Source organism: Nitrosospira multiformis, from assembly GCF_900110185.1.
Lineage (GTDB): Bacteria > Pseudomonadota > Gammaproteobacteria > Burkholderiales > Nitrosomonadaceae > Nitrosospira > Nitrosospira multiformis_A.
In genome coordinates, this window is record NZ_FOCT01000015.1 from 25,315 (window position 1) to 46,509 (window position 21,195).

General features: G+C 54.4%; 19 protein-coding genes and 1 pseudogene. 5 read left to right on the top strand and 15 right to left on the bottom strand.

Annotated elements, in window-relative coordinates; translation table 11 throughout:
- Nucleotides 1-2: 2 nt before the first annotated feature.
- Nucleotides 3-2,810, bottom strand: coding sequence for a DNA methyltransferase (locus BMY01_RS14200; protein WP_074748723.1), 2,808 nt, complete (start codon nucleotides 2,808-2,810; stop codon nucleotides 3-5).
- Nucleotides 2,811-2,874: 64 nt separating this feature from the next.
- Here BMY01_RS14200 and BMY01_RS14205 point away from each other — a divergent pair.
- Nucleotides 2,875-3,681, top strand: a pseudogene (locus tag BMY01_RS14205) (IS3 family transposase); the annotation flags it as partial.
- A gap of 158 nt (nucleotides 3,682-3,839) precedes the next feature.
- Here the strand turns inward: BMY01_RS14205 and BMY01_RS14210 are convergent.
- The 14 genes from BMY01_RS14210 to BMY01_RS14270 all read right to left on the bottom strand — a co-directional run bounded on the left by BMY01_RS14210 (nucleotide 3,840) and on the right by BMY01_RS14270 (nucleotide 16,872).
- The gene (locus tag BMY01_RS14210) at nucleotides 3,840-4,565 is read right to left on the bottom strand and encodes a hypothetical protein (RefSeq protein WP_074748726.1); all 726 of its coding nucleotides are present in this window, start codon (nucleotides 4,563-4,565) and stop codon (nucleotides 3,840-3,842) included.
- A 720-nt stretch (nucleotides 4,566-5,285) separates the two neighbouring features.
- Nucleotides 5,286-5,738 carry a lysozyme family protein gene (locus BMY01_RS14215; protein ID WP_074748728.1) on the bottom strand — a complete coding sequence of 151 codons (453 nt, stop codon included), beginning with the start codon at nucleotides 5,736-5,738 and terminating at the stop codon, nucleotides 5,286-5,288.
- Between the two features lie 15 nt (nucleotides 5,739-5,753).
- Nucleotides 5,754-7,175 (bottom strand): P-type conjugative transfer protein TrbL, encoded by a 1,422-nt coding sequence (gene trbL, locus BMY01_RS14220; protein WP_439331409.1) that lies wholly within the window; start codon nucleotides 7,173-7,175, stop codon nucleotides 5,754-5,756.
- Nucleotides 7,081-7,287, bottom strand: a complete 207-nt coding sequence (locus tag BMY01_RS17545; protein WP_139176930.1) for a hypothetical protein — start codon at nucleotides 7,285-7,287, stop codon at nucleotides 7,081-7,083. The genes trbL and BMY01_RS17545 overlap by 95 nt, the downstream gene beginning before the upstream one ends.
- A 9-nt stretch (nucleotides 7,288-7,296) precedes the next feature.
- A complete protein-coding gene (gene trbJ, locus BMY01_RS14225) occupies nucleotides 7,297-8,088 on the bottom strand; it encodes a P-type conjugative transfer protein TrbJ (protein ID WP_074748730.1) in 792 nt (263 codons plus the stop codon).
- Nucleotides 8,081-9,388, bottom strand: a complete 1,308-nt coding sequence (locus BMY01_RS14230) for a TrbI/VirB10 family protein (RefSeq protein WP_074748792.1) — start codon at nucleotides 9,386-9,388, stop codon at nucleotides 8,081-8,083. The genes trbJ and BMY01_RS14230 overlap by 8 nt, the downstream gene beginning before the upstream one ends.
- Before the next feature lie 16 nt (nucleotides 9,389-9,404).
- A complete protein-coding gene (locus BMY01_RS14235) occupies nucleotides 9,405-9,950 on the bottom strand; it encodes a hypothetical protein (protein ID WP_074748732.1) in 546 nt (181 codons plus the stop codon).
- Between the two features lies 1 nt (nucleotide 9,951).
- Nucleotides 9,952-11,154, bottom strand: coding sequence for a P-type conjugative transfer protein TrbG (gene trbG / locus BMY01_RS14240; RefSeq protein WP_254772762.1), 1,203 nt, complete (start codon nucleotides 11,152-11,154; stop codon nucleotides 9,952-9,954).
- Nucleotides 11,155-11,170: 16 nt separating this feature from the next.
- Complete coding sequence (locus tag BMY01_RS14245) at nucleotides 11,171-11,920, bottom strand: VirB8/TrbF family protein (RefSeq protein WP_254772763.1); 750 nt, start codon at nucleotides 11,918-11,920, stop codon at nucleotides 11,171-11,173.
- A 32-nt stretch (nucleotides 11,921-11,952) separates the two neighbouring features.
- Nucleotides 11,953-14,631: a VirB4 family type IV secretion/conjugal transfer ATPase gene (locus BMY01_RS14250; RefSeq protein WP_074748733.1), complete on the bottom strand. Its 2,679-nt coding sequence runs from the start codon at nucleotides 14,629-14,631 to the stop codon at nucleotides 11,953-11,955.
- Nucleotides 14,628-14,939, bottom strand: a complete 312-nt coding sequence (locus BMY01_RS14255) for a conjugal transfer protein TrbD (RefSeq protein WP_074748735.1) — start codon at nucleotides 14,937-14,939, stop codon at nucleotides 14,628-14,630. The genes BMY01_RS14250 and BMY01_RS14255 overlap by 4 nt, the downstream gene beginning before the upstream one ends.
- Nucleotides 14,926-15,345: a TrbC/VirB2 family protein gene (locus BMY01_RS14260; protein ID WP_074748737.1), complete on the bottom strand. Its 420-nt coding sequence runs from the start codon at nucleotides 15,343-15,345 to the stop codon at nucleotides 14,926-14,928. The genes BMY01_RS14255 and BMY01_RS14260 overlap by 14 nt, the downstream gene beginning before the upstream one ends.
- Nucleotides 15,346-15,348: 3 nt before the next feature.
- Nucleotides 15,349-16,314: a P-type conjugative transfer ATPase TrbB gene (gene trbB, locus BMY01_RS14265; RefSeq protein ID WP_074748738.1), complete on the bottom strand. Its 966-nt coding sequence runs from the start codon at nucleotides 16,312-16,314 to the stop codon at nucleotides 15,349-15,351.
- Between the two features lie 150 nt (nucleotides 16,315-16,464).
- Nucleotides 16,465-16,872: a transcriptional regulator gene (locus tag BMY01_RS14270; protein WP_074748740.1), complete on the bottom strand. Its 408-nt coding sequence runs from the start codon at nucleotides 16,870-16,872 to the stop codon at nucleotides 16,465-16,467.
- Between the two features lie 262 nt (nucleotides 16,873-17,134).
- Between BMY01_RS14270 and BMY01_RS14275 the strand changes: the two genes are divergently transcribed.
- The 4 genes from BMY01_RS14275 to BMY01_RS14290 all read left to right on the top strand — a co-directional run bounded on the left by BMY01_RS14275 (nucleotide 17,135) and on the right by BMY01_RS14290 (nucleotide 21,195).
- A complete protein-coding gene (locus BMY01_RS14275) occupies nucleotides 17,135-18,163 on the top strand; it encodes a replication protein RepA (protein ID WP_175463280.1) in 1,029 nt (342 codons plus the stop codon).
- Between the two features lie 923 nt (nucleotides 18,164-19,086).
- Nucleotides 19,087-19,371 carry a KleE stable inheritance protein gene (gene kleE, locus BMY01_RS14280; protein ID WP_074748741.1) on the top strand — a complete coding sequence of 95 codons (285 nt, stop codon included), beginning with the start codon at nucleotides 19,087-19,089 and terminating at the stop codon, nucleotides 19,369-19,371.
- 67 nt (nucleotides 19,372-19,438) lie between these two features.
- Nucleotides 19,439-20,218 carry a ParA family protein gene (locus tag BMY01_RS14285; protein WP_074748743.1) on the top strand — a complete coding sequence of 260 codons (780 nt, stop codon included), beginning with the start codon at nucleotides 19,439-19,441 and terminating at the stop codon, nucleotides 20,216-20,218.
- Nucleotides 20,215-21,195: a ParB/RepB/Spo0J family partition protein gene (locus tag BMY01_RS14290; RefSeq protein WP_074748745.1), complete on the top strand. Its 981-nt coding sequence runs from the start codon at nucleotides 20,215-20,217 to the stop codon at nucleotides 21,193-21,195. The genes BMY01_RS14285 and BMY01_RS14290 overlap by 4 nt, the downstream gene beginning before the upstream one ends.

Sequence of the window (21,195 nt, forward strand, 5' to 3'; positions counted from 1 at the left end):
CTTCATTTTCGCAGTCGCAGTACGACATTTTCGGTGATAGCGTTCTTAATGTGAATCAGGTTCTCCGTAGTCACGGAAATGTCAATCTCTTCTATAAGCTCGAATCCGCGAGCCACAGCAATTGCTTCAGCAAGGTCGGTTGATGGAATTCGTACGTCCTCGCCGCCGATGGTCATCTTGCTATCGCCAATGACAATCATTGCTTCCGCACCCGGCTTGCATATCCTATAGAGTTGTTCAAAGACCTTGTCCATATCCTCCAAAAAACGATACGTCAGCGCAGGCATGTTCTGTTTGCGAAATCCGGAGTTCGGAGAAGCTTCAATTGCCCAATGCAGATTCCGGACAAACTGCAGGCAGTCTGCGGGGAGGTGATCCTTCTCAAGGAAATCAGCTTCAAGCTGCCGCCTGCTTGTAGTAGTCAACTCTCTGCTACCAATGAGTGCTTGCTCAAGCGGGCGACGCTCGCTTCCGCCTAATCCGAATATGGTCAACAAGGACAGGCGGTCCGTGTCAATGTATGGCAGCGCCATTGCATACGGGGGACTTGTCAACACGAGATCAATGGACTCATCTGCCAACCCTAGCAAATCGTAAGTCGCACGCTCTCGGTTGTCACCAGCAATAGCATGTGAATGGAAGAATGGGTTTGGTGCATAGCCTCGAACCTTCCAGAACTTTTCGATTCGACCGAACTGTAACGCGAGCCGCTCTTTGAACAATCCAAATACGTCCGCATTGTCCAGTAACTCCTTTCGGTAGCGAATTCTCAAGTCAGTAGGCTCCTGCTGTGATACGTCGCGAATGATGCTACTCAGTACGACCTCTAGGAAATCCCGTACTGCTCCATTACTTCCGGAACGAATGACTTTAAGCAGCCAGTTTAACTTCCGGGCGACAGGCGCGGCAAACCAGCGGTCGATTTCTTCGATGCACTCCGGTTCGAACTGGTCTAACGCTGCCCCAAGCTTTCCAGGAGCAGCATCTATGGCGCCAACCACTGTCGAGACAACCTCCGTCAGAACATCCGGGTCGACGTCAAGAATAGATGTTTTTGCCCGCGCGATTTTTGCCGCTAGCGGGTTCATATCACATCCATATGTTGTATATCCGTTCAAGTAACCCTCAAGCACTGCTGTGCCGCTACCACAGAATGGGTCTAGTATGCGTGCGCCATGAGGCAGTGAAAGCTGATTAATGAGCCCTTTGGCAAGTTGAGGATAAAACTTGCCCTTGTAGGCGTGGATTCCGTGCGTCACGTACTTCGGGTCCTTACGGGTACTCGGGTTTACAGCCGTGCCATTCTCTAGAATGGCTTGCCATGTTGGCTCCTTGTGGCCGTTCGGATAGCAAATTTGGTGAGTGAAGACTAGGGAGCGGCAACGCAGTAGTTCCTTTATATCAACACTCTTCTCGATGATGTTAGTATCTTTAGATGCTTTCGTAATCTTAAGGGTCTCGCCAGTCTCGCGAAGACGCAACTGTTGCTCGTATGGCCAAGGCTTGTACGGTGGGCCTTCAAGGGCAATGATGGTTTTTCGGAGCGCTTTGCGCAAAATTAACAGGCTCTCTGTTGCTGTTCGCCTCCCCGCAAACGTAAAAGAACGCTTCGTCTTGTGTACTGGCCTTCCAATGACACAGTTAATGTCGAATCCGTGCTCAGTCGCCTTTTCGGCTAAGAGATTCGCCGTTAAATAAGTCATACCCTCGTAGACGGAATCGCCAATTACGAGCACGGCATATCGTCCGTTTTTCAGTACGCGGCTTATCCCATCAAGCACCTGAAGCATGTCTGCAAAGTAGCTTGCAAATCCACTTGATTCGCGCTGGTGCTTGAGATGCGATCCAATCTCGATTTTACCGAGAGCAATGGGGTCGTATCCGAGCCATAGCAACCGAAAGCGGTGATAAAGATGATAGTCGGTAGCGTTTCCATAAGGGGGAGAAGTCATTACGAGGTCCACGGAGCCGTCGGGAATATCTTTCGACGTGAGATGCCGCACATCACCGGTCAAAAACTGGGATATGCCATATCGTGTTGCAGCCGCGTTACGGGCGACCGACTTCATAACAGCTTCGAATTCCTTAACGTAACGCTTGGTTGTCTCGCCAATTGCAACTTCACGCGGGACGCTCTTGTACCGAGTTTCGGAATCTTGAAAGGATGCTGACAGTACTGTTCGAGAAAGCGCCAGCAGGCTAATGTCTCGCGCTGCCTCGCTTTCAAGATGAGTGATTCGATAACGGATATAAGCAAGTTCACCGAACGCCGAGTCTGCAAACCATTTTTCGCGGTTTGCTATGGTGGGTGCATGAGAACCATAGGCGGCAACCAGCTCGGTTGCATCGGTTGGCAAGGATTCCAGTAGGGCCCGCAGTGCTCCATGGAGAAGATGTAGTTCTGCTACCGATTCGGGTGACACACGAGCGGTCTTTACGCGTCCGATGAGTGCCGCCACTGGGTTTGCGTCGACGCTAGCTGCCCGCCTGCCAAGTCGTATGGCTTCAAGCGCAGTGGTGCCACTGCCGCCAAACGGATCGAACACGAGTTCCCCTCGTGAACTGAGCAGTGAAATGAACGTCCCGGGGAGCTGCGGGATGAACTTTGCTGGATAAGGATGAAGGTCATGACCGAGGAAGCGAGTGTCATCGTCAGTGAATCCCCAGTCCCGACTCTCCAGATATGAAATTACTGCTCGGGCATCCTCCGTGTGGAGCGCCAGCTCCTCGTACATTGGAGCGATTGGCGAATCATCGGTAGAGGGGAAGGCCGAAAGCTTTGCTTGAGTCTGTGGTTTTGTTAATCGCATCTTTTCCTCCTTCTGGGATTTTATCAAAATCCCAGATCAAGGGATGCTTTCTTTCGTGGGCCAAGGCAAACTTGAAGCGCTTGGAATTCTGGCGGGCAAGGGATTATCGCAGCGATCAGCGTGTCGAATTGTCGGAGTAAGCCGTCGTATTGGCAGTTATGAGGTCAAGCAACCCGTTAAGGATCATGCTGTTGCTACACGGATAATTGAAGCATCAAGCCGCTATCCCCGTTTTGGGTATCGGCGCATTGCTGTCATGACTGGTCAGAGCATGGGGCGCGTGTGGCGCTTGTGGGGTAAGCTGGGACTAAGCTTGCCCAAGCGTAGGCCCAGGAAACGCCGCTGCGGGACGGATATACGCCTTCCTGAAGCAACTAAACCAAACAGTGTCTGGACTTATGATTTCGTCCATGATCGGCTGGCCAATGGCCAGACGCTAAAGCTGCTTTGCGTGCTGGATGAGCATACACGTGAGTGCCTTGCAATCGAAGTTGGCAAATCCCTGCGTAACCAGGACGTCATCCTGATCCTGTCACGGCTGATGCGCATCTATGGAAAGCCTGCCTTTATTCGCTCAGACAATGGCGCGGAATTTACTGCAACCGCAGTGATGACGTGGTTGCGAGATAAGAATGTTGGGCCAGCCTTTATTGAGCCTGGCAGCCCTTGGCAGAAGGGATTCGTGGAAAGCTTCAACGGCAAATTGCGTGATGAATGCCTCAACCGTGAATGGTTCATCACGCGGCATGAAGCAAAAATATTGATCGAGAAGTGGTGGCAGTTTTATAACAACGAGCGTCCACATTCTGCGCTCGGCAACCGAACCCCAGCTCAGGCAGGCTTGCAAAGGTTGCAAATCCAGACTGCTTGAAGCCAGGGGCACATCAATCGCGCACCAGTTGTACCGCCTCCTCTTAAACTCCTAGCGTATTTTTTCGTGTTGCCATCAACACCTCCTGACTCATTATCAGCCTTTTAGATGTGTGGGCGTGAAATCGGGGGAAAACCCTCCGCAATTCACCTCTCTGCTTACCACGGAAGCCTCCGTCGGAGTGTCACGTGGCTAGGCGAGCCCGGTGAAGGAGACATTAGCCTAAGACTAAACGTTACCTGTTGCCGTAGGCTGTCGAAAACTTCACTATTTGGACCAGCACGTTCGTTGATGGCGATGTTTAACCTGCCAGCGGATCCAAGGATGGAGGATTTTGCATCGTTAGCGCGATACCCAATCTTCGCCAGCGTTTTCGTTGATACGGGAATAGGTACGCTGACATCAAAGGCCACTGTTTCCCGAGGAGAGATTGTCTTAGGCCAACTCAGGAGTTTCCCGTCAGTTTCTCGGACGCCGTCTAACTTAACGAATCTAATCTTCTCGTCTGGTCCTTCATCGAATGAAATCCAGAGATCAGTAATTGTCTGAGGCAGTGTTGACCCATTCATCACAAATATGCGAACCGGGAACATCAGATAGGGAGGCTGATAGGGGGTTGTAATGTCTTTTGGCGCCGCAATGAAGACTCGCGCATGCTCGACTGGTTCCAAGAGCATTGTCAGCGCAAGCATTTCCTTGTGACGGCTTTCCTGTCGGTCGATCAGTGACAGGTACAATGAGATGCTTGCCACAACTAATGCAAGGAGCGCAATCGAGTTATTTAATGCACCGTGCCCTAACGCTTTGAGGAGATGACCAAGCGAGTTCGCAGCTTTATCTAGCGCTTCTTGACTCTCCTTCTGGCTACTTGGCTTTACTGACATACGATGATTCTCGCGACTGCTAAAGAGTCCAATGGCTACTGGGGGCAGTTCGTTGAAACGATGGGTTAGGGTTTATCGAGGATAAAGTAAATCAGCATGCTCTATCATTACTGTCGTCAACGTCTGGGCTTTGTATATCATTGAGGCAACCGCAATGAGCCTTTCTCAAGCATTGATCTGGTTATTCACCGTACATAAAGAAAGGAGATAGGAATCTATGCTCTTGTCTTGACCCGTCAATTATGATTATGGCCACCACGACAAAGGGGATTCAATATGTTCGTCATCCTCTCCTTCTGTCGCTGGATTGCACTATCGCGCTGGACCTTCAGCCCTTTGCAATACCTTGCCCGCAGTGCCTACATGAGTGAATGCATTATTTATAGCATACGAAGGAAGAAAGGTTTTGACAGTTCTGAGCTGACTTAGAAGGAACCCAGCTAGCCTTCGCCTAAGATGGGTGAAGAAAAGCCGGCAAGCTCTACAGTGGACGGTTCTGACTTGGGGTTTTAAAAGAAAATTTTCAAAAATAGTTAGGGCAAGGCCTGGCCGCGTCAGGAAAATTGATTTTATGTGGGTGAAGTCCGGGAAGCCTATGGGCAATCCCTGTGGGAAACCTCGTGGACGAGGATCTATTCGTCCATCAGGTTTTCCAGCAGGGTTGTCCATGGGCCAAGCGAAGCGCCGCCAGATGTTCGGCAAACCCGATCATCCACAGGGCTACCGCTTGTCAATCTGAAAGGTTGCTTCCCTCGTAACAAAGCGGGAATTGAGCCATTTTTCCCACCTGGCTGCCCTTCGCATCAGGTCTGCACGGTAGGCAGCGTTAAGATGAGGCGTGTACGAATGGTAGTTGGCCACTTTCGTCCACAAATCGCCCCGATCGTTGCGGATGTGCATGTGGATACGCCAGGCGGCGAGCGCATAGGAATAACATCCTGGTTGCGCCACATGCTCGGGCCTGATGCCGTATTTGGATAAGTCCGCAAGGTAGCCGGTATTGAACTGCATTGGGCCGATATCGTAGGTGTCATTTGCGTTTCGCACCCATTGCCCCGGCTTGCCCCCCTCCTTCTCGGCCACGGCGAGAAGGATGTTTGCTGGGACTTCGTATTTCACCGCAGCTTGGATAGAACAAACCACGCGCTCGGGCAAATCGGGAGGTAGATCCATCCCTCCCCTGCCCTGTTACTTACTGTCCCGGAAGGCAGCGGCTTCCGCTTCGGCGTCCAGCTTCGTCTCCGTCGATCCAGCAAAGGCATTGCCCTTGAATTGCGGCTCGGGAATGGTGGAGCGAATGGCTGAGGCAACTTTTCCGCCGGGGGTTTGGGCGACACGCCCGCCTTGCGAAGCAAGTCCGCTCTTTACCGCTTCCATCCCTCCCCGGGCAAGATGAGAGCCCATTTCGGCTACAAAGCGTGATGGCGTGCCCATTGCCTGAGCTAATCCGCCCAGTGGGGCATTCTGTCTGGGTTGCGTTTCGGCAAACATGCCCATGCCGCCTTCCATGCTGGCGTGAGCCGCGTCGAATGCCGCCTTGATGGCAGATGCTCCCCCTGCTGCATTAGCAGCCGAGGCCATCATCATGCCAGTCGCCACACCGGTCGCGGTCGCGGCAGTTGCAATTGCAGCGCCTGCGCCAAGATTGCCTATCCCCCCTGCCCCGCCGCCAACGATACTGCTTAGCATGGGCGGAATCTTGTTGACCAGGGTAAGCAGCACAACAGAGACAACTAACATTACACTCATTTCCTTGAGATTGAGGCCACCACTCATAGCGGAATAATAATCATCGAGAAAGGTCTTACCGATGCCCACCAGCAGCACCATGGCAAAGAGCGATATCGCGACGCCCAGGACGGTGCGGTAATAGTTGATCGCGATCTCCGAAGTCCAGCGCGAGCCGCCGAAGCCTAGGAAGAAAATGCCGGCGTAGGCCAGTATCCAGCCGGATACCAGCAGAATAACCATATTGATGCTGATCAGCGCAAGAACAATTAGGATGATGGCAGCCATCAAGATGCCAGCCATGCTATCAACTGGCTCCCAAACGATGGATTGATCCAATACCTTGTAGAAAATCTCAAAACCGATATCCACTATGCTAGACGGAGACCCCATACTGCGAAGTCCGCTGGCCTCGGAACCGATCTGCTTGAGCGAGGCAATGATCGAGGTGGCAAAAGCGGGTCCGTTGACCAGCAACCACCAGAAGAAGCCTGTAAAGACCGTGAAGCGGAGGAATTCGGCGAAGAATTCGCCGATGTCAGCCCGGCGCAGCGCCATCAGGCCAAATGTCCAGACCATGCTGATCGTTACGAGCACCCAGAAGAGCCATGAGGCGCGTTGGGTAATAACTGTTTGCCACGCCGATGCGGCTGTGTGGTATCGATCAAGGATATTATCCAACACTCCTACACTATCAATTGCAGCATAGGAAGGCACTGAAAAAAATATTATCCCCAGAAATAATAAACAAGACAGGGCATTAGAGATGTTCTTCGTTTCCATACCATTACCATTCCCGCGGCTCACTTTTCTTGAATGTGCCTTTTCTAGTTGACTCTGCAGCGGCAGCTTGTTCAGGACATTTTTTTGCCAAGGCTTCATACTCTGGCATGCCTCGGTATCGCCAGATTTCGCTACAGGGCACGTTCTCTACGCAACCGCTCAAAATGATAATCGCAAGAATCAATGTACTAACCGAACGTTGAAGTTTCATGTTTTCTCCTTACCATTCACGAGTTGGACTTTTTCTAAAGGTCCCACTTCTCAATTGCGCTGAAGCAGCTGCCTGCTGCGCCTCGATGTCCGCAATCCTTGCCTGCCGTGCCGCTTCCGCATTCTGCTGGGCAATCAGCAGTGCCCGGATTTGCATGAGCTGACTCGCCTGGTTGCTCGCGAGCTGATTGGCTGCCTGGATCGCGGCCATCTGCCCCGGCGCATCCTCGGCGTTCCTCTGCAATTGCTCGAGCCTTGCCGCATCTGCTTGCAGCTCCAGTTCCTGCAGCTCGAGGCTGCGGATCATCGCATCGTTTGCCATCTTCTCGCCATCGGCGTTCAGGCGCCGGTTAGTCTCCAGACTCGCACGCTCTTCAACTGTACAACCGTTCGGCCCGAAACAGGGTGAGTTCATATAGTAGGACGGGTTCTGGTAGCGCAGCAGGTAGCCATCGAGGCTGCCTGCCTGGTTGCGATAGTACTGCAGTGTATTCATCGCGCCCATCAAGCGCATGGTGGTAATCTGCGCCTGGTTCCAGACATAGGCGGCCGGAGCCACCGAGTTTCGCAGCATGTTCTCGTACTGCAAGAGCTGCAGCTGGTACTGCTCGACCATCTTCATGGTCTGGTTCACGCCCTCGATTGCCGAAATCACATTCTGCTTCATGTTCCCGGCATCGAACACAGCAATTCCGCTAGCATGAAGTGTCTCTGCCGGCAGGGCGGACAGGCCTGCGATCATGGCAGCAGCGGTGATCGCTCGGGTTGTGTAGCGTGCGCGCTTATTCAATCCTTTATCCATTCGCATTTCCCCTCGGGTTCGCTCCCTTGTAGTCGAAAGCCTGGTACGGCCGGGCAAGGACCATGTCCTTCGTCACCGTGACGTTGAACCGATATCCCGGACGGATTTCAAGTGTTGGCGCAATATTCAGGTTCTTCGAGATCATCTGCGTGATCACGCGCCCGAGCTGTTGGCCCAGGGTTGCGCTCAACACGCTGCTCGTCGTGGGCGCGCCGAACGTGCCCGCCACCTGGTTCGTGCTCTGGCTCAAAGCCACTCCTGCGGAGATAGCCGACATCAGGATCGCGCTGCCAAAGAGCCGCGCATAGTGGTTGTTCACTTGGTCGGTGAAGCCCGCATAGCCAGCTGAATTGGAGCCTGGCATTGCGCCTATATCCATGGTCTTCCCATCCGGAAAAACCAATCTCTGCCAGGCCACGAGCACGCTTGCCTGGCCGTAGGCCACTTCGCTCGAATACTCCCCTTCCAGTTTGGTGCCTTGCGGGATCAGGAGGTATTTTCCGGTGGCGGTATCGTATACGTCCTGGCTCACCTGTCCGAAGATCTTCCCCGGCAGGGAAGAATTGATGCCGGTAATCAGGGTTGCCGGGATGACGGAGGTGGTCAGCACTGTAAAGGCTGAGCGTGGCGGCGTGGCCCTGGAATCGAGTTTCCATCGATCTCCCCCTTCCCTGTTGTCGAATACCTTGATATCGTTCTGGTGTGCCTGGTCCTGCTGCGTTTGTCCTGCGTCCTCGTCATCCGGGGGCGCGACGATACCTACCCCTTTAAGCTGGGCCAGGCGCTCCTTGTACACGGCGGTAGGATCTGTGTTCGAAACCGGAACAGCCTGTGTCTTCGGTGCCTCCTGCGATGCGCGCCTCTGGATTTGCACTCCAGTTTTCGCCTTCAACGCCTCCTCGAACTGCTGCACTTTAACCTGCCGAATACGCTGCATTTCCTGCGTCTCGGGGGAAGCGGAGTGCCTTGCCGAAGGCAGATTGGCCTGCATGGGTGGCAGGTTAGGGTTCTCCGGGTAGCTGTTCTCATGGATTACTGGCTCGACTGCCGGGATCATCCCGCCCTTTTGCTCCCCTGCGATTTCATTGGCGAACATGGCCGCGTTGCTGCCTGCGGGGGTCTTCGCGGTCTCCTCCCTGTGCTTGGTTTTTGCCCGGTCCATCGCAACAAGCCCAATGACGATGAGGAAGATGGCGGCGGCCACCCCCAGCAGGTAGAGCGGCAGATCGTTGGCGCGGCGCACGCCCCATTTTGTCTGCAACCGGTTCGGGGAAGCGGAGGGAGACATGGGATCGTTCATATCATTGCCCCCCATGTCATTGCCCCCTGTAGGTCCAGGCGCCCGCGGCCGCGACACCCCTGGAATCCGGAAGGTAGGCGCGTGACAGGTAGGCATCCCCCACCTTCAACGTAATGGTATGAAGCGTGCCGTGCTCCGGAGTATCGAGGATATAGGAGAGAGCTATCCCCTGCCCTGCTGCCAGTGGGGTCGGTAGGGCCACCGGAGTTTCCATGCCCCGGACTTGGGGCTCATCCGATTGGCCGCCCGGTTTCTGCTGGAATCCGGCGAATGTGTCAGCAAAAAAAACTCTTTTTGTCTTCACGGTTTCCGAGACTGCGTAGCCTTTTGTGCGAAGCTTCACGGCCAGCACTTCTCCGAACTCCTTCGGTTCAGCCACGATCAGGTTGAACTGCGTTTTCGCGGGCGGATAGAGCTGTGCTAACTGGTTGGTGGCGTCCAGTGCAATCCTGTCGTCGGCAAGTTGGTTGCGATTTTGCTGTCGGGTTTCCTGCAGGCTGGCGCAACTGGCAAGGACAAAAGTAAGGACGAGGCAAAGAAGCAATGGAATCAAGCTGCGCATCTCACTTCCCCCGCCTGATGGTGACGCGGTCCTGGCTGGAGCCCACCCCCGCCACCAATATCGCCTTGTCGAAGATGCTGTCCACGATGAAGCGGTCGTTCTGCAGGCGGTAGTTGACCTGCACCGATTCCTCATCCGTGAAGAAGCCCCCATCTTTGCGCACCACGAGCAGGATCGGGGCCTCATGCTGGCTTAGGGTTCCCGGCATCTGGATGATGGTCTTCACCCCGTCGTTATAAACCCGCAACGGCTTCCATCGCGCAGCCTGCCCTTCGATCGTGTAATCGAAGTCGAGGTTTCCCAGGTATTCCCCGGTGCCCGGCATGACCTGGTTGTCATGGGCGGTCCTCTCCTCGCGCCTGATTTTCTCCCACTTGGCCATGGCCTCTTCCGGGTAGGTGAAGGCCACGCGCGGCATGAATTCCGTGCGGTGCGAGCGCAGTCTCAGGTGATAGGTGCGCCGGTCGGTGGTGACGATCAAGGAGGTCTCCAGTCCCGTGTCCATCGGCTTGATGATGAGGTGCTGGACTTCCATCCTGCCGGAACCGGTGACGGCCGGTTCCACCGTCCAGCGGGCCGTGTCGCCCAGGTGCAGGGAATTGACCTGCTCGCCCGGCTGCAGCTCCACGTCGCATACCTGCAAAACGGCACAGATAATGCTCGGCTGGGTTGCCCCATAGAGAAAGCGGATGGTGCCATCCCCTCCGATCACGGGCTTTACCCCTTGGGTCGAGGCCCCCGCCTTCCATTTTTTGGCCAGGGCCAGGACTGCGCGCTCCTGCGGCGTCAGCTTGATCTCCGGATTGCTGAAGTGCAGGGCCTGAGGGGATGTGGCGTCCGATGGAGTTGGCAAATCCGGCACCGAGGCAACCGGTATGGGGAGCATCGGCGGCGCGGGAGGTGTGGGGTGCACAGAGGATATAGAAGCGGCGGCAGGCGGGCCGGCCGGCACGTTTCCGGGAGCGGATTGTGGCGCCGGCAGCTTGTCCTGGCCGGCAGGGATATAGCCTGCCGTCCTGGGTAGCTGGGGCGGCTGGGGCGGCTGGAATGATTGCTGCGGCAACGGCAATTCAGACGGCTGCTGCTGCTGCAGGGTATTGTTGGCAATCGCCGCGGTGACCGCGACAAGCGGCAGGCCTGCCGCGATCGCCACTGCCAGCCTGGTCGGGAAAAACATCGGGGAAAACTGCAAGGGAATTTTCATGGGAGCTTAGAGGTTCCTAGAGTTGTCTCGACCAGGCAAAATCGCTGACATAAATGCCAAGCGGGTTGTTGCGCAGCTGCGCCTCGCTGATGTCAGGTGACGGTTCCGCCACATACACCGTGACGAGTGCCCTCATGCGGTAACTGTTCTTCACGATCCCCTGCCGGTCACGCACGGTCTCCGTCCAGTCGGCCTGCCAGGTCTGGGGGGATTGGGCGATCACCGAGACGATCTCGGTGCTCACCATCTCGCGTTCCGCGCGCCTGAAGGGACTGGCTTCGGGCCTGCCATTCATGAATTCATTCATCTTGGCGGTGGCCGGATCCTCAGGCGAGAGCATCGCGTACACCCCGAAGATGGCCTTCCGTTGCAGAGCAACATCCGGGGTGACCATGCGCGCCTGCTGGATAAAGGCGGCGACTGCCGCATGGACGATGCGCGCATCCACTTCCTGCGCGCGATCGACGGAGGCCACCGCCAGAGTCTGGCCGAGCTTGTCCACTTCCACCACGTAGGGGATGAATTTCGCCTGGCTGCCAATGTGGATGACGCCGCCCACGGCTGCCAGGGCAATCAGGAGCGACAGGAGCCCCAGCATCTGCCAGTTCCTGCGCGAGGCTGCCATGTCGCCCATATGCTCGTTCCAGGTGCGCCGCGCCGACAGATAAGGATTCTCCTCCTCCCCTGCCCGCCTCCCGTCGGCGATCAGCACATCCGCCTGGCGTTCGTCCTCGCCTTGGCCTTTCCTCCAGATGAGCGTTCTCATCCTCCGCATCACCCCAGCACCCGCACTCAGACTCATGTCGCTATTGCCTCCCTGCCGTGTTCATTCACGCAAGCCGCCAGATAGTCGTTCAGATCGAGTCCCCGCAGGGCAAGCCACTCGCGCACCCAATGCTCTCCATGCAGCACTTCCAGTGCCTGGATCGCCGCAATCGATTCCTTGTCGGTGCTGCCAAGAAACGCCAAGGCGAGTGGCCCCAGGGCAAGCTCGTAGAGCCGCCGCCCGAGCTCCGACACATAGTAGTACTGGCGTTTAGGTGTTGCTGTTGCCAGGATCTCGATCTGCCGGTCGTTCAACCCCATGCGCCGGTAGAGTGCCGCGGTATCCTGGTCTCTCGCATACACGTTCGGCAGGAAAATCTTGGTCGCGGTCGACTCCAGGATCACATCGAGAATGCCGGAATTGGCGGCGTCGGAGAGGCTTTGCGTTGCCATCAGAACCGTGCAGTTGGCTTTTCTCAAGACTTTCAGCCATTCCCTGATCTTGGCGCGGAAGACCGGGTGGCCAAGCATGATCCACGCTTCATCCAGCACGATCATGGCAGGCTGGCCACGGAGGGACCTTTCGATGCGGCGAAAGAGGTACAGGAGCACCGGCAGCGCATAGCGGTCGCCCAGATTCATCAGTTCCTCGATTTCGAACACGGTGAAATCCGTAAGTGACAACCCGTCTTCCTCCGCGTCGAGCAAATGGCCCATGCTGCCTTCCACCGTATAGACCTTGAGCGCCTCGCGTATGGGTTCGTCCTGGATCAGGGTGTAGAACTCGGAGAGCGTCTTCGAGCCGCTCCCGTGCATGCTCGTGATCGCAAGCCCGATCTCGTTCCTCTGTGCGGGTGTGGTGACCAGTCCGTTCAATGCCAGGAGCGCATCGATCCATTCCATGGCCCAGGCGCGGTCGCCCTGGGAGGCCAGGAATTGCAGGGGACAGAACGATAGCGATAGCGACAGGCCTGTGTTCTGCTGTTTGCCGGAATGACTGGCCGAGCGCGTGCCGGAATGCGCCTCTGCGTGCGCATCGGAGTGCGTGTGAGTGTGAGTGTCGGCCGCGATAGTGAAGTGATCGCCGCCCGTGGCGCTGCACAGCGGGTAGAGCGACATCCCCTTGTCAAAGCAGAAGATCGACATGCCGCGGTAGCGGCGCGCCTGCGCGATGAGGGCGCCAAGCAGTGTCGATTTGCCCGCTCCGGTGGGGCCGAATACCAGCGCATGGCCGACATCGCGCACATGGGTGTTGAGCCGGAACACGGTCGAGCCCTGTGTCACGCAATGCATGAGTGCTGGCGAATGCGGCGGATACATGGGACAAGGGGCATCCGCTTGGCCCGTCCAGATAGCGGAAGTGGGCAGCAGATCCGCCAGGTTCATGGTATTCATGAGCGGCCGGCGCACGTTCTCGACCCCATGACCCGGGAGGCTGCCCAGATAGGCTTCCATCGTGTTCAACGTTTCGATCCGGGCCGTGAAGCCCAAGGCGTTGATCGCCTTTTCCAGGCGCAGGGCAAGGGCTTCGAGCTCGTCGCGACTCTCATCCATCAGCACCACGACACTGGTGTAATACCCCTGCGCCACGGCGCCACTGTTGATCTCGGCAACGGCAGCCTCGGCATCGGCCACCATCGACATCGCGTCCTGGTCCACCATGCCGGTATGGGTGTTGAACACCTGGTCGAAGAAGCCGCGTATCTTCTGCCGCCACTTGCGGCGGTATTTGTCGAGATGGGCCACTGCTTCATGCGGGTCCATGAAGATGAAGCGCGTGGACCAGCGGTACTCGCAGGCAAGCTCAGACAAGGCTGAGAGGATGCCGGGACAGGATTCCATCGGGAATCCCTCGATGGCGACCACCCGCAGGAACTTGGCTCCGATCCTCGGCACCACTCCCGGCCACAGTTCCTGGCCGCCCAGGAGCATGTCGAGATACATGGGGTTGTTCGGCAGCTGCACCGGATGGCTCAGGCCGGTCACGCAATACTGCAGCCAGCGCAGGAAATCGTCATGCCTCAATTCCCGCCCCTCCTCGCTCACCACGCCTCTCGCCTTCAAGCGCTCAAGCGTTATAGCAGCCGACAGGCGTGCCTCGATCGTTGCGCAGTCGCGCTTGAAGTCCTCGATGAGACTTCGGGTTCGGGCCTTGTGATCGGCAGGGGCGGCCTCGTCGTCGAACATGAGTTCCACGAACTTCCTCTGCACGAGCAGCGGCGGAAACCAGGTCACTGTCAGCACGAAGTAGCCTTCGAACATCGTGCCCATCCGCTCGAAGAGCTGCCGGCGCTCTTCATCGATCGCTTCAGTGACAGGATCGGGAAAGTGCGAGCGGGAACGCTGCGGATAATGGGGTGCGGGTCTCCTTACCGCATCGACATGGATCATCCAGCCGGCTCCCAGGCTGCTTAAGGCCTGGTTGATGCGGAAGGAGACGAGATTGCGCTGCTCCTCGCTGGCACTCGCGTTATCTTCTCCCCGGTACATCCAGGCCGCCATGAAGGCGCCGTTCTTGCCGACGATGACGCCATCGTCGACGCAAGCGGCGTAATTCAGGAGATCGGCAAAGCCGGCTTGCCTGTCACGGTGGTGACTCAGGCGCCGCGCCTTCTCCGCATCCCTCAGACGACCATACAGGAGGGCGAGAAACAGGGTTCCGGTCGCGGCAACAAGCAGGGTGATGAAGCCCAGCAGCGATGTGGCATTCATCGATAGTGCCACTCCTGGGAGTTGGTGTTCTCGCGGAAGGGCGTGGCGCGCGGCGGGTAATAGGCCTTGTAGCTCCTGCTGCGCCACCACACCAAAATCATTCTCGGATCGTGCTTTGCCATCAGGCGCAGGAGATACAGTCCAACCACCCAGAAGGCGACACCGACAATGGCTGCGCGCAGTTCCTGCGCATTGAAAACCAGGGCGGAGCAGACGATGCCCAACATCGCCACGCATACGCGGTCGCCGCCTAAGAGCAGATTGTGGCGGTGGCCAATGCGCCGGATGGGAATCCTACGCAGCGCCATGACTCCCCTCCCCTGCTTTCGCAGCAGCAATTCCGGGAGATTCAACCGCCTCATTCGCGGCGATCTCGGCACCCCGTCCGAAGAAATTGCTCATCATGTTCTGCGCGCCCACCAGGAAGGCCAGGACCAGCACGATGAACACCAGGGTTCGAAAGAAGCCGCTCAAGTCTCCTCCCATCACAAGTGCCCCTCCAGCCACTACAATGCCGACCATGGACAGCGTGAAGGCCACGGGGCCTGTCACCGAGTTGCGCAGGTTCATGAGCCAGCTCTCGTAGGGGAGCGTCCCGCCAATGCCCTCGGATGCATGGGCCTGGCCCGAGACGGCAAGAAAGAAGACGGCGAGGAGACAAGCAAAGGCCAGGATGGAGGATGTTCCACGTGAAAAAGATGTAATGATTCTCATTTCTTACTCCCTGAAAGTTGTGGTCAAGTAATGGCCGCTCTCAAAGCCTGAAACCTCGAGGATTTCCTCGACCCTGCGGCCAGTAGTAGTACGCGTGATATGCACGATCAAATGTGCTGCTTCGCCGATCAGAGGCTCGATCGGCCGGGGCGAGTCGGGATGCATGCTGATGAGGAGTGCGAGCCTCGATAAGGCGGCTCTTGCGCTGTTGGCGTGCAGAGTAGCTACCCCGCCCTCGTGGCCGGTGTTCCAGGCCATGAGCAGGTCGAGTGCTTCAGGCCCCCTCACCTCCCCCACGATGATGCGGTCGGGCCGCATGCGCAGCGTCGCGCGCACGAGTCTCGTCATGCTCACTTCCGCCGAGGTGTGGTACTGGACATGGTTGTGCGCGGTGCACTGGATTTCGCCCGTGTCCTCGATGATGACAACGCGCGTCAAGGGTTCGATTTCGATCAGGTGGTTGAGGATGGCGTTGACGAGGGTGGTCTTGCCCGAGCCTGTGCCGCCGGAGACGAGGATGTTGGAGCGGGAGGCGACAGCTGATTTGATGCGCCCGCATTGCGCGGAGCTCATGATCCCGGCCGCTACATAATCATCGAGCGTGAAGACTGCGACTGCGCGCTTTCTGATGGCGAATACGGCTGACGGGACTACGGGTGGAATCTGGCCGGCAAAGCGCGAATTGTCCAGTGGGAATTCGCACTCGATGGTGGGGCTGTGGCGCGTGAGTTCGCGCCCGTGCATGCCCGCGACGTTGCGGATGACGCTTTGCGCCAGCCCTGCTTCCATGGTGCCGAAACAGCGCATCGACTCGCCCAGGCGTTCCTGCCACAGCCTGCCGTCGGCATTGAGCATGAGCTCGATGGTGCGCGGATCGTGGAGGGCGGCCAGGAAATCTGGGCCGAGATCGCGCTCGAGCTTTTCTGCAGCGCGACTATTGATTGAGGCAAATTCCGCGGACGGTTTCATCAGCTTTTCCAATTCTGATGTTTATCATCGTATTGCCGTGGTACGATATAACGAATCTAGAGTTATGGCAATACTATTTATCGTATTTCATGAAAAAGGCCTTGGAATACGAATTGGAAAAGGAAATTTGGGGTTGTAGAACCTTTGGATTTAGCGGACGGTCGCTTTTTTCTTTGGGGAAGCCTGTTCTCGTAACCTTTTGCGATTGACCTCATCCCATTCCTCCACGAGGAACGCTTGATAGTCAGTCAATATTGCAGAGATTCGTTGGTATCCTTGAGGAAGGCTCTGGAGGGCCTTCCCACCCGCCAGTTCGTTCAGCGCTTCTCGATCCAAGTCGGTGGACTCAAGAAGCGTGGGCAAGGGTGTTTCCAGCGCTACGGCAATTGCCTCCATAGTTCGAAGAGAAGGGTTAGCCCTTCCGTTTGCAAGATCTGAAATGAACGATGTCGACACACCCGATCGTTCAGCCAACTCCTCTTGTGTCATGCGCCGCTCATCCAGGACGCGAAGAATATTGGTAAAGAAAATTTGGTGATAGAAGGAGGATATCGGCATTTTAGCTGCTAAAAATTAATTGTTATTGTTTAGGAATATCAGCATTCGGTTGTAGCTTATGAGTAATTAAGTAGCACTGTCAATAAACTATTAAACTGCTTATGTACTTGTATTTTAAAAATATCCTTTTCTTTCTTTGAGGAAAATTATGACATCATGAATATCTACGATTTATCGAATTTACTAAGGTGTGGTGGTAAGCTATTTGACGTTACAATGCAGCTTCAGGGGTTGGATGATATTTCCAAGGGGAACGACAACAATGGCAAAAAATGACGTGGCAAAGAATGCAAAATCGGTAGTGCCAGCATCGGCGGATATTGATTACCGGCAAGGCAAAGTTCCTCCTTGGGTACGCGAAGTTATCGAAACCCATTTTGCAATTGAGGCCGAAGATGCGAAAAAGGTGGGTTCGCTCGGTTTTATGGCCCGTGCGCTCGTAATTGCAACCATGCCATACAAGGATCCTAAAGCGGATGTCTTCAAGCGGGAAAACGGCGATTTTCGGTTGAGGATTGTTGCAGGCTATGAAGGGGGTATTCCTTTCGGCATCTACCCTCGCCTGCTCATGTCCTGGGTCACAACAGAAGCTGTACGGACCCAGTCACCTGTCATTGAGCTTGGTGACTCATTGTCTTGGTTCTTGAGAGATGTATTGGATTTACAGCGTGGTGGCGGCAAACGTGGCTCCAGCACGCGAGTTGCTGAGCAGATGAAACGTCTGTTCGGATCGCTCATCACGGCTCAGTATACAGGGGGCCTACGAGACCGCAGCTTCAGTCTGCGTAATGTCACTATCGCCGACAGCATTGACTTTTCCGAGGACGATTTAAAACTGGATGCGGCACCGGAGTCGGTTGATACGAATTCTAGTGGCACTGCTAAGCTTTGGACACCGCAAGCCCGGGATGTGGCTGGCACCTGGCGCAGTAAAGTCCGACTATCTGGGGCTTTCTTCGACGAATGTATATCGAAGCCAGTGCCCATCGATTTACGAGCGTATAAGGCACTACGAGGCTCCCCTTTGGCGATGGATGTTTATACCTGGCTAACGTACCGCATGAGCTATACAGAGCGCAGAACTCGGCCTATTCCCTGGGAAGCTCTTATGGGTCAATTCGGAAGTAACTACGACACAGGAAGGGCCGTCCTGGATTTCAAACGCGCCTTCATCAAGGCACTGAAGACAGTTCAAATCGTATATCCCCGAGCAACTGTCAAGATTGAGGATAATGGTATCGTCCTGCTGCCGTCCCCCCCGCACATCGCTCGTCAACCAGCATTGTTTTGAGTGATGAACAACTCTCATGAAGGGTGATGAAGAACTCTCAAAAGGGTGATGAAGAACTCTCAAAAGGGTGATGAAGAACTCTCAAAAGGGTGATGAAGAACTCTCATTAATTCGACTCGGCTTTATATCGTTTAAAACTCTTTGTTATCGTGATGAAGAACTCTCAAGAAGGGATTTCTATTTCGCTTCCCCTTTCCTGGGTATATCCCTGTGGATATTTAAAGTTATCCGTGATGAAGAACTCTCACGCCTTGGATGACCTGTAATCAAAAAGTTACATTGCTTATCAACAAAAGAGCGTGATGAACAACTCTCACAAAGCGTGATGAACAACTCTCAAAAGTGTGATGAACAACTCTCACAATTTTCTGATCAAATCCTTCTCAAACCCTGTCTCCACAAGCTTTTACAGCCTTAAGGTCTCCCCTCCCCTGTATTTACCTATAGTTTTTCCTATAAAACGCCTTTAACAGTGCATGGGTTATCCACAGAGGGTCAGTTTTATGAACGTTTTCTTTTTTTAATATTTTCTTTTTTTAGAACCCAACCCCCAAAACCCACTAAGTACCGACCCTATTCAGAAAAAATCCACGTTATTCAGAATCTTTGAATTAAACCCCAAGAGGCCGAACCCCTGCCACCTTAAAGAATAAACCTTCTCTATCTCTTAAGGTTTTCCTAGCTCCTATGTTTACTCTCGTCATTTTTCTTCATCGACTTCTCAGTCTGTCTGCTCTACATCGCGAAGGTCCGCTCACTTATAGCAATCGTGACAAGTTCGATATATCGTATTAATATAGGTGTACCTTCTAATTGCTAACTGATCTTCTATTTTCTGTAACTCCAAAAGATTCCAAATCAAAGGCAAGCTGCGTACGCAGATCGCCCTATCTCGAGTAACGTTTAATGATGAGGAGCCAGTTATGGCCATTGTTGTTCGAATTCATAAAGCTTCAGAACCTGTAGAGAATAAAAACAAAGTTTCTAAGGATTTATCCACCCCCATTATTGGCCAGCTAGTCTGGGCGCTTACGGTCATGATATGGCCATTGCTCCGCTGGGTTTTAGCGCTAGACGTCACTTTGCAATTATTTCGAGCGTTTATTCTCTCAATGCACAAAGGCTGGTATCTGGATTGGATTCTGATAGAGCACTTCATGTTTTTTGTAGCACTCACATACTTTGTATCAGTTTACAAGCCTAGATAGAATTTTAGCTGCTAAAATTTAGAAAACCTTGATTGTCGTCTTGCTCCTCATATGAAAGGGAAAGTTCATGAAGATACTGGTGGCAGCAAACCAAAAGGGCGGCGTTGGCAAAACTGCTGCACTGGTCCATCTGGCGTTCGATTTTCTCGAACGAGGATTGAAAGTCGCGGTCATCGATCTAGACACTCAGGCTAATGCTTCTTATACCCTCGCCCAATATAAGGGGGAAACAGTTGCAAGTGATATATTCTTTGGCGACCCCGCGCCGGTCTGGATCGCACCCGAAGAGGGAACACTATTGCTGATCGCCTCCGATACCGGTCTTGTTAACCTCGAGCAGCTTCCTCTCCCTGAAGCTATCAGTAGGTTTAGGGAAAGCATTCGACAGATACGAGATCAAGAGTTTGATATTTGCCTCATCGACACGGCTCCATCAATGGGTGTTGGCTTGATGAGCGCTCTATATGTATCAGATTATGTCTTGTCCCCTATCGAGCTTGAAGCCTACAGCATCCAGGGAATCAAGAAACTCTTGACCACAATCAGCAATGTGCGCCGGACAACGGTGCCGGGAATTGAGCCAAACACAGGCTTAAAGTTTTTAGGGATGCTACCCAGCAAAGTAGACGCGCGCAAACCCCGTCAGGTACGCAATCTCGCTGAACTTCAAGCTGCCTATCCTGAACTGCTGGTGCCATTGAATATCGGTTTTAGAGACGGCATTGCCGAGGCACTGGCTTCCGGCATTCCCGTCTGGCAAATTAAATCTACTGCGGCGCGCAAAGCCGCTCTGGAAACAAAGGCTATGGCAAAGTACGTACTGGAAAATATGGGACTTAAGACATGACAAAAAAGAATGTGACTGTAATGAAGCCACAGAGAAAACCTTCTGGCTCCATCGGCTTGGGCTTGGATCACGCTGATCTATCCCGATTTTTAAGAGATGATGTGCCCCCTGCGCCCGGCCACCCCGAGCCGATGGAACTCGACCTATCCTTGATCGACGAGGACCCGAACCAGCCGCGTACCGTATTCAGCGAAGAGCTGCTATTGGATATGGCAAAGACGATCAGTGCGCGTGGAGTAAAAAATCCCATTTCGGTGCATAAGCATCCAGACCGCGAGGGGCGCTATATCATCAACGATGGAGCCAGACGCTACCGGGCTTCCAAGCTTGCTGGCAGGAACACCATCCGTGCATTTATCGACGCTGATTTCTCCAAGATTGATCAAGTTATTGTCAATGCCCATGCCGAAACCTTTACCCCTCGGGAATGGGCGGTGTTGATAGACCATGAACGCAAAGCTGGAAAACTCAAGTCCGAAATCGCTGACTTGTTCGGAAAATCCAATGCCTTCATTACGCAGCACCTAGCATTGCTCGATCTTCCGGATCCCATTGCGGAACTGTTCAATTCTGGTGCTTGTGTCGATCTAACCGCTCTTAATGAGTTATTAGTTGCTTGGAAACGTGAACCCGGGAGAGTAGAAGCTTGGTTACGTGATAGATCGGAGGAAGTTACGCGCGAGGATGTAAAAAAGTTGCGTAGATTTCTCGACAAAAAAGCCCATCCTCCAGGGCAGCAGGAGGCAGAAACTTACGAGGAAATTAGCGAAGAGACCCACAAAAAACCTAAGGAGTCCGCTTCAACAAAGCTTCGTAAAACCATTGTTCAGGTGGAACACGAGGGGAAGTCGGCACAATTGATTCTTCATCGTCGTCCTTCAGCAGTAGGGCGGGCATGGCTACGGTACGAGAATGACGGTACGGAATTTGAAAGTCAGCTAGATAAGGTCAAGCTGGTGGCGTTGATAGAGGGTTAG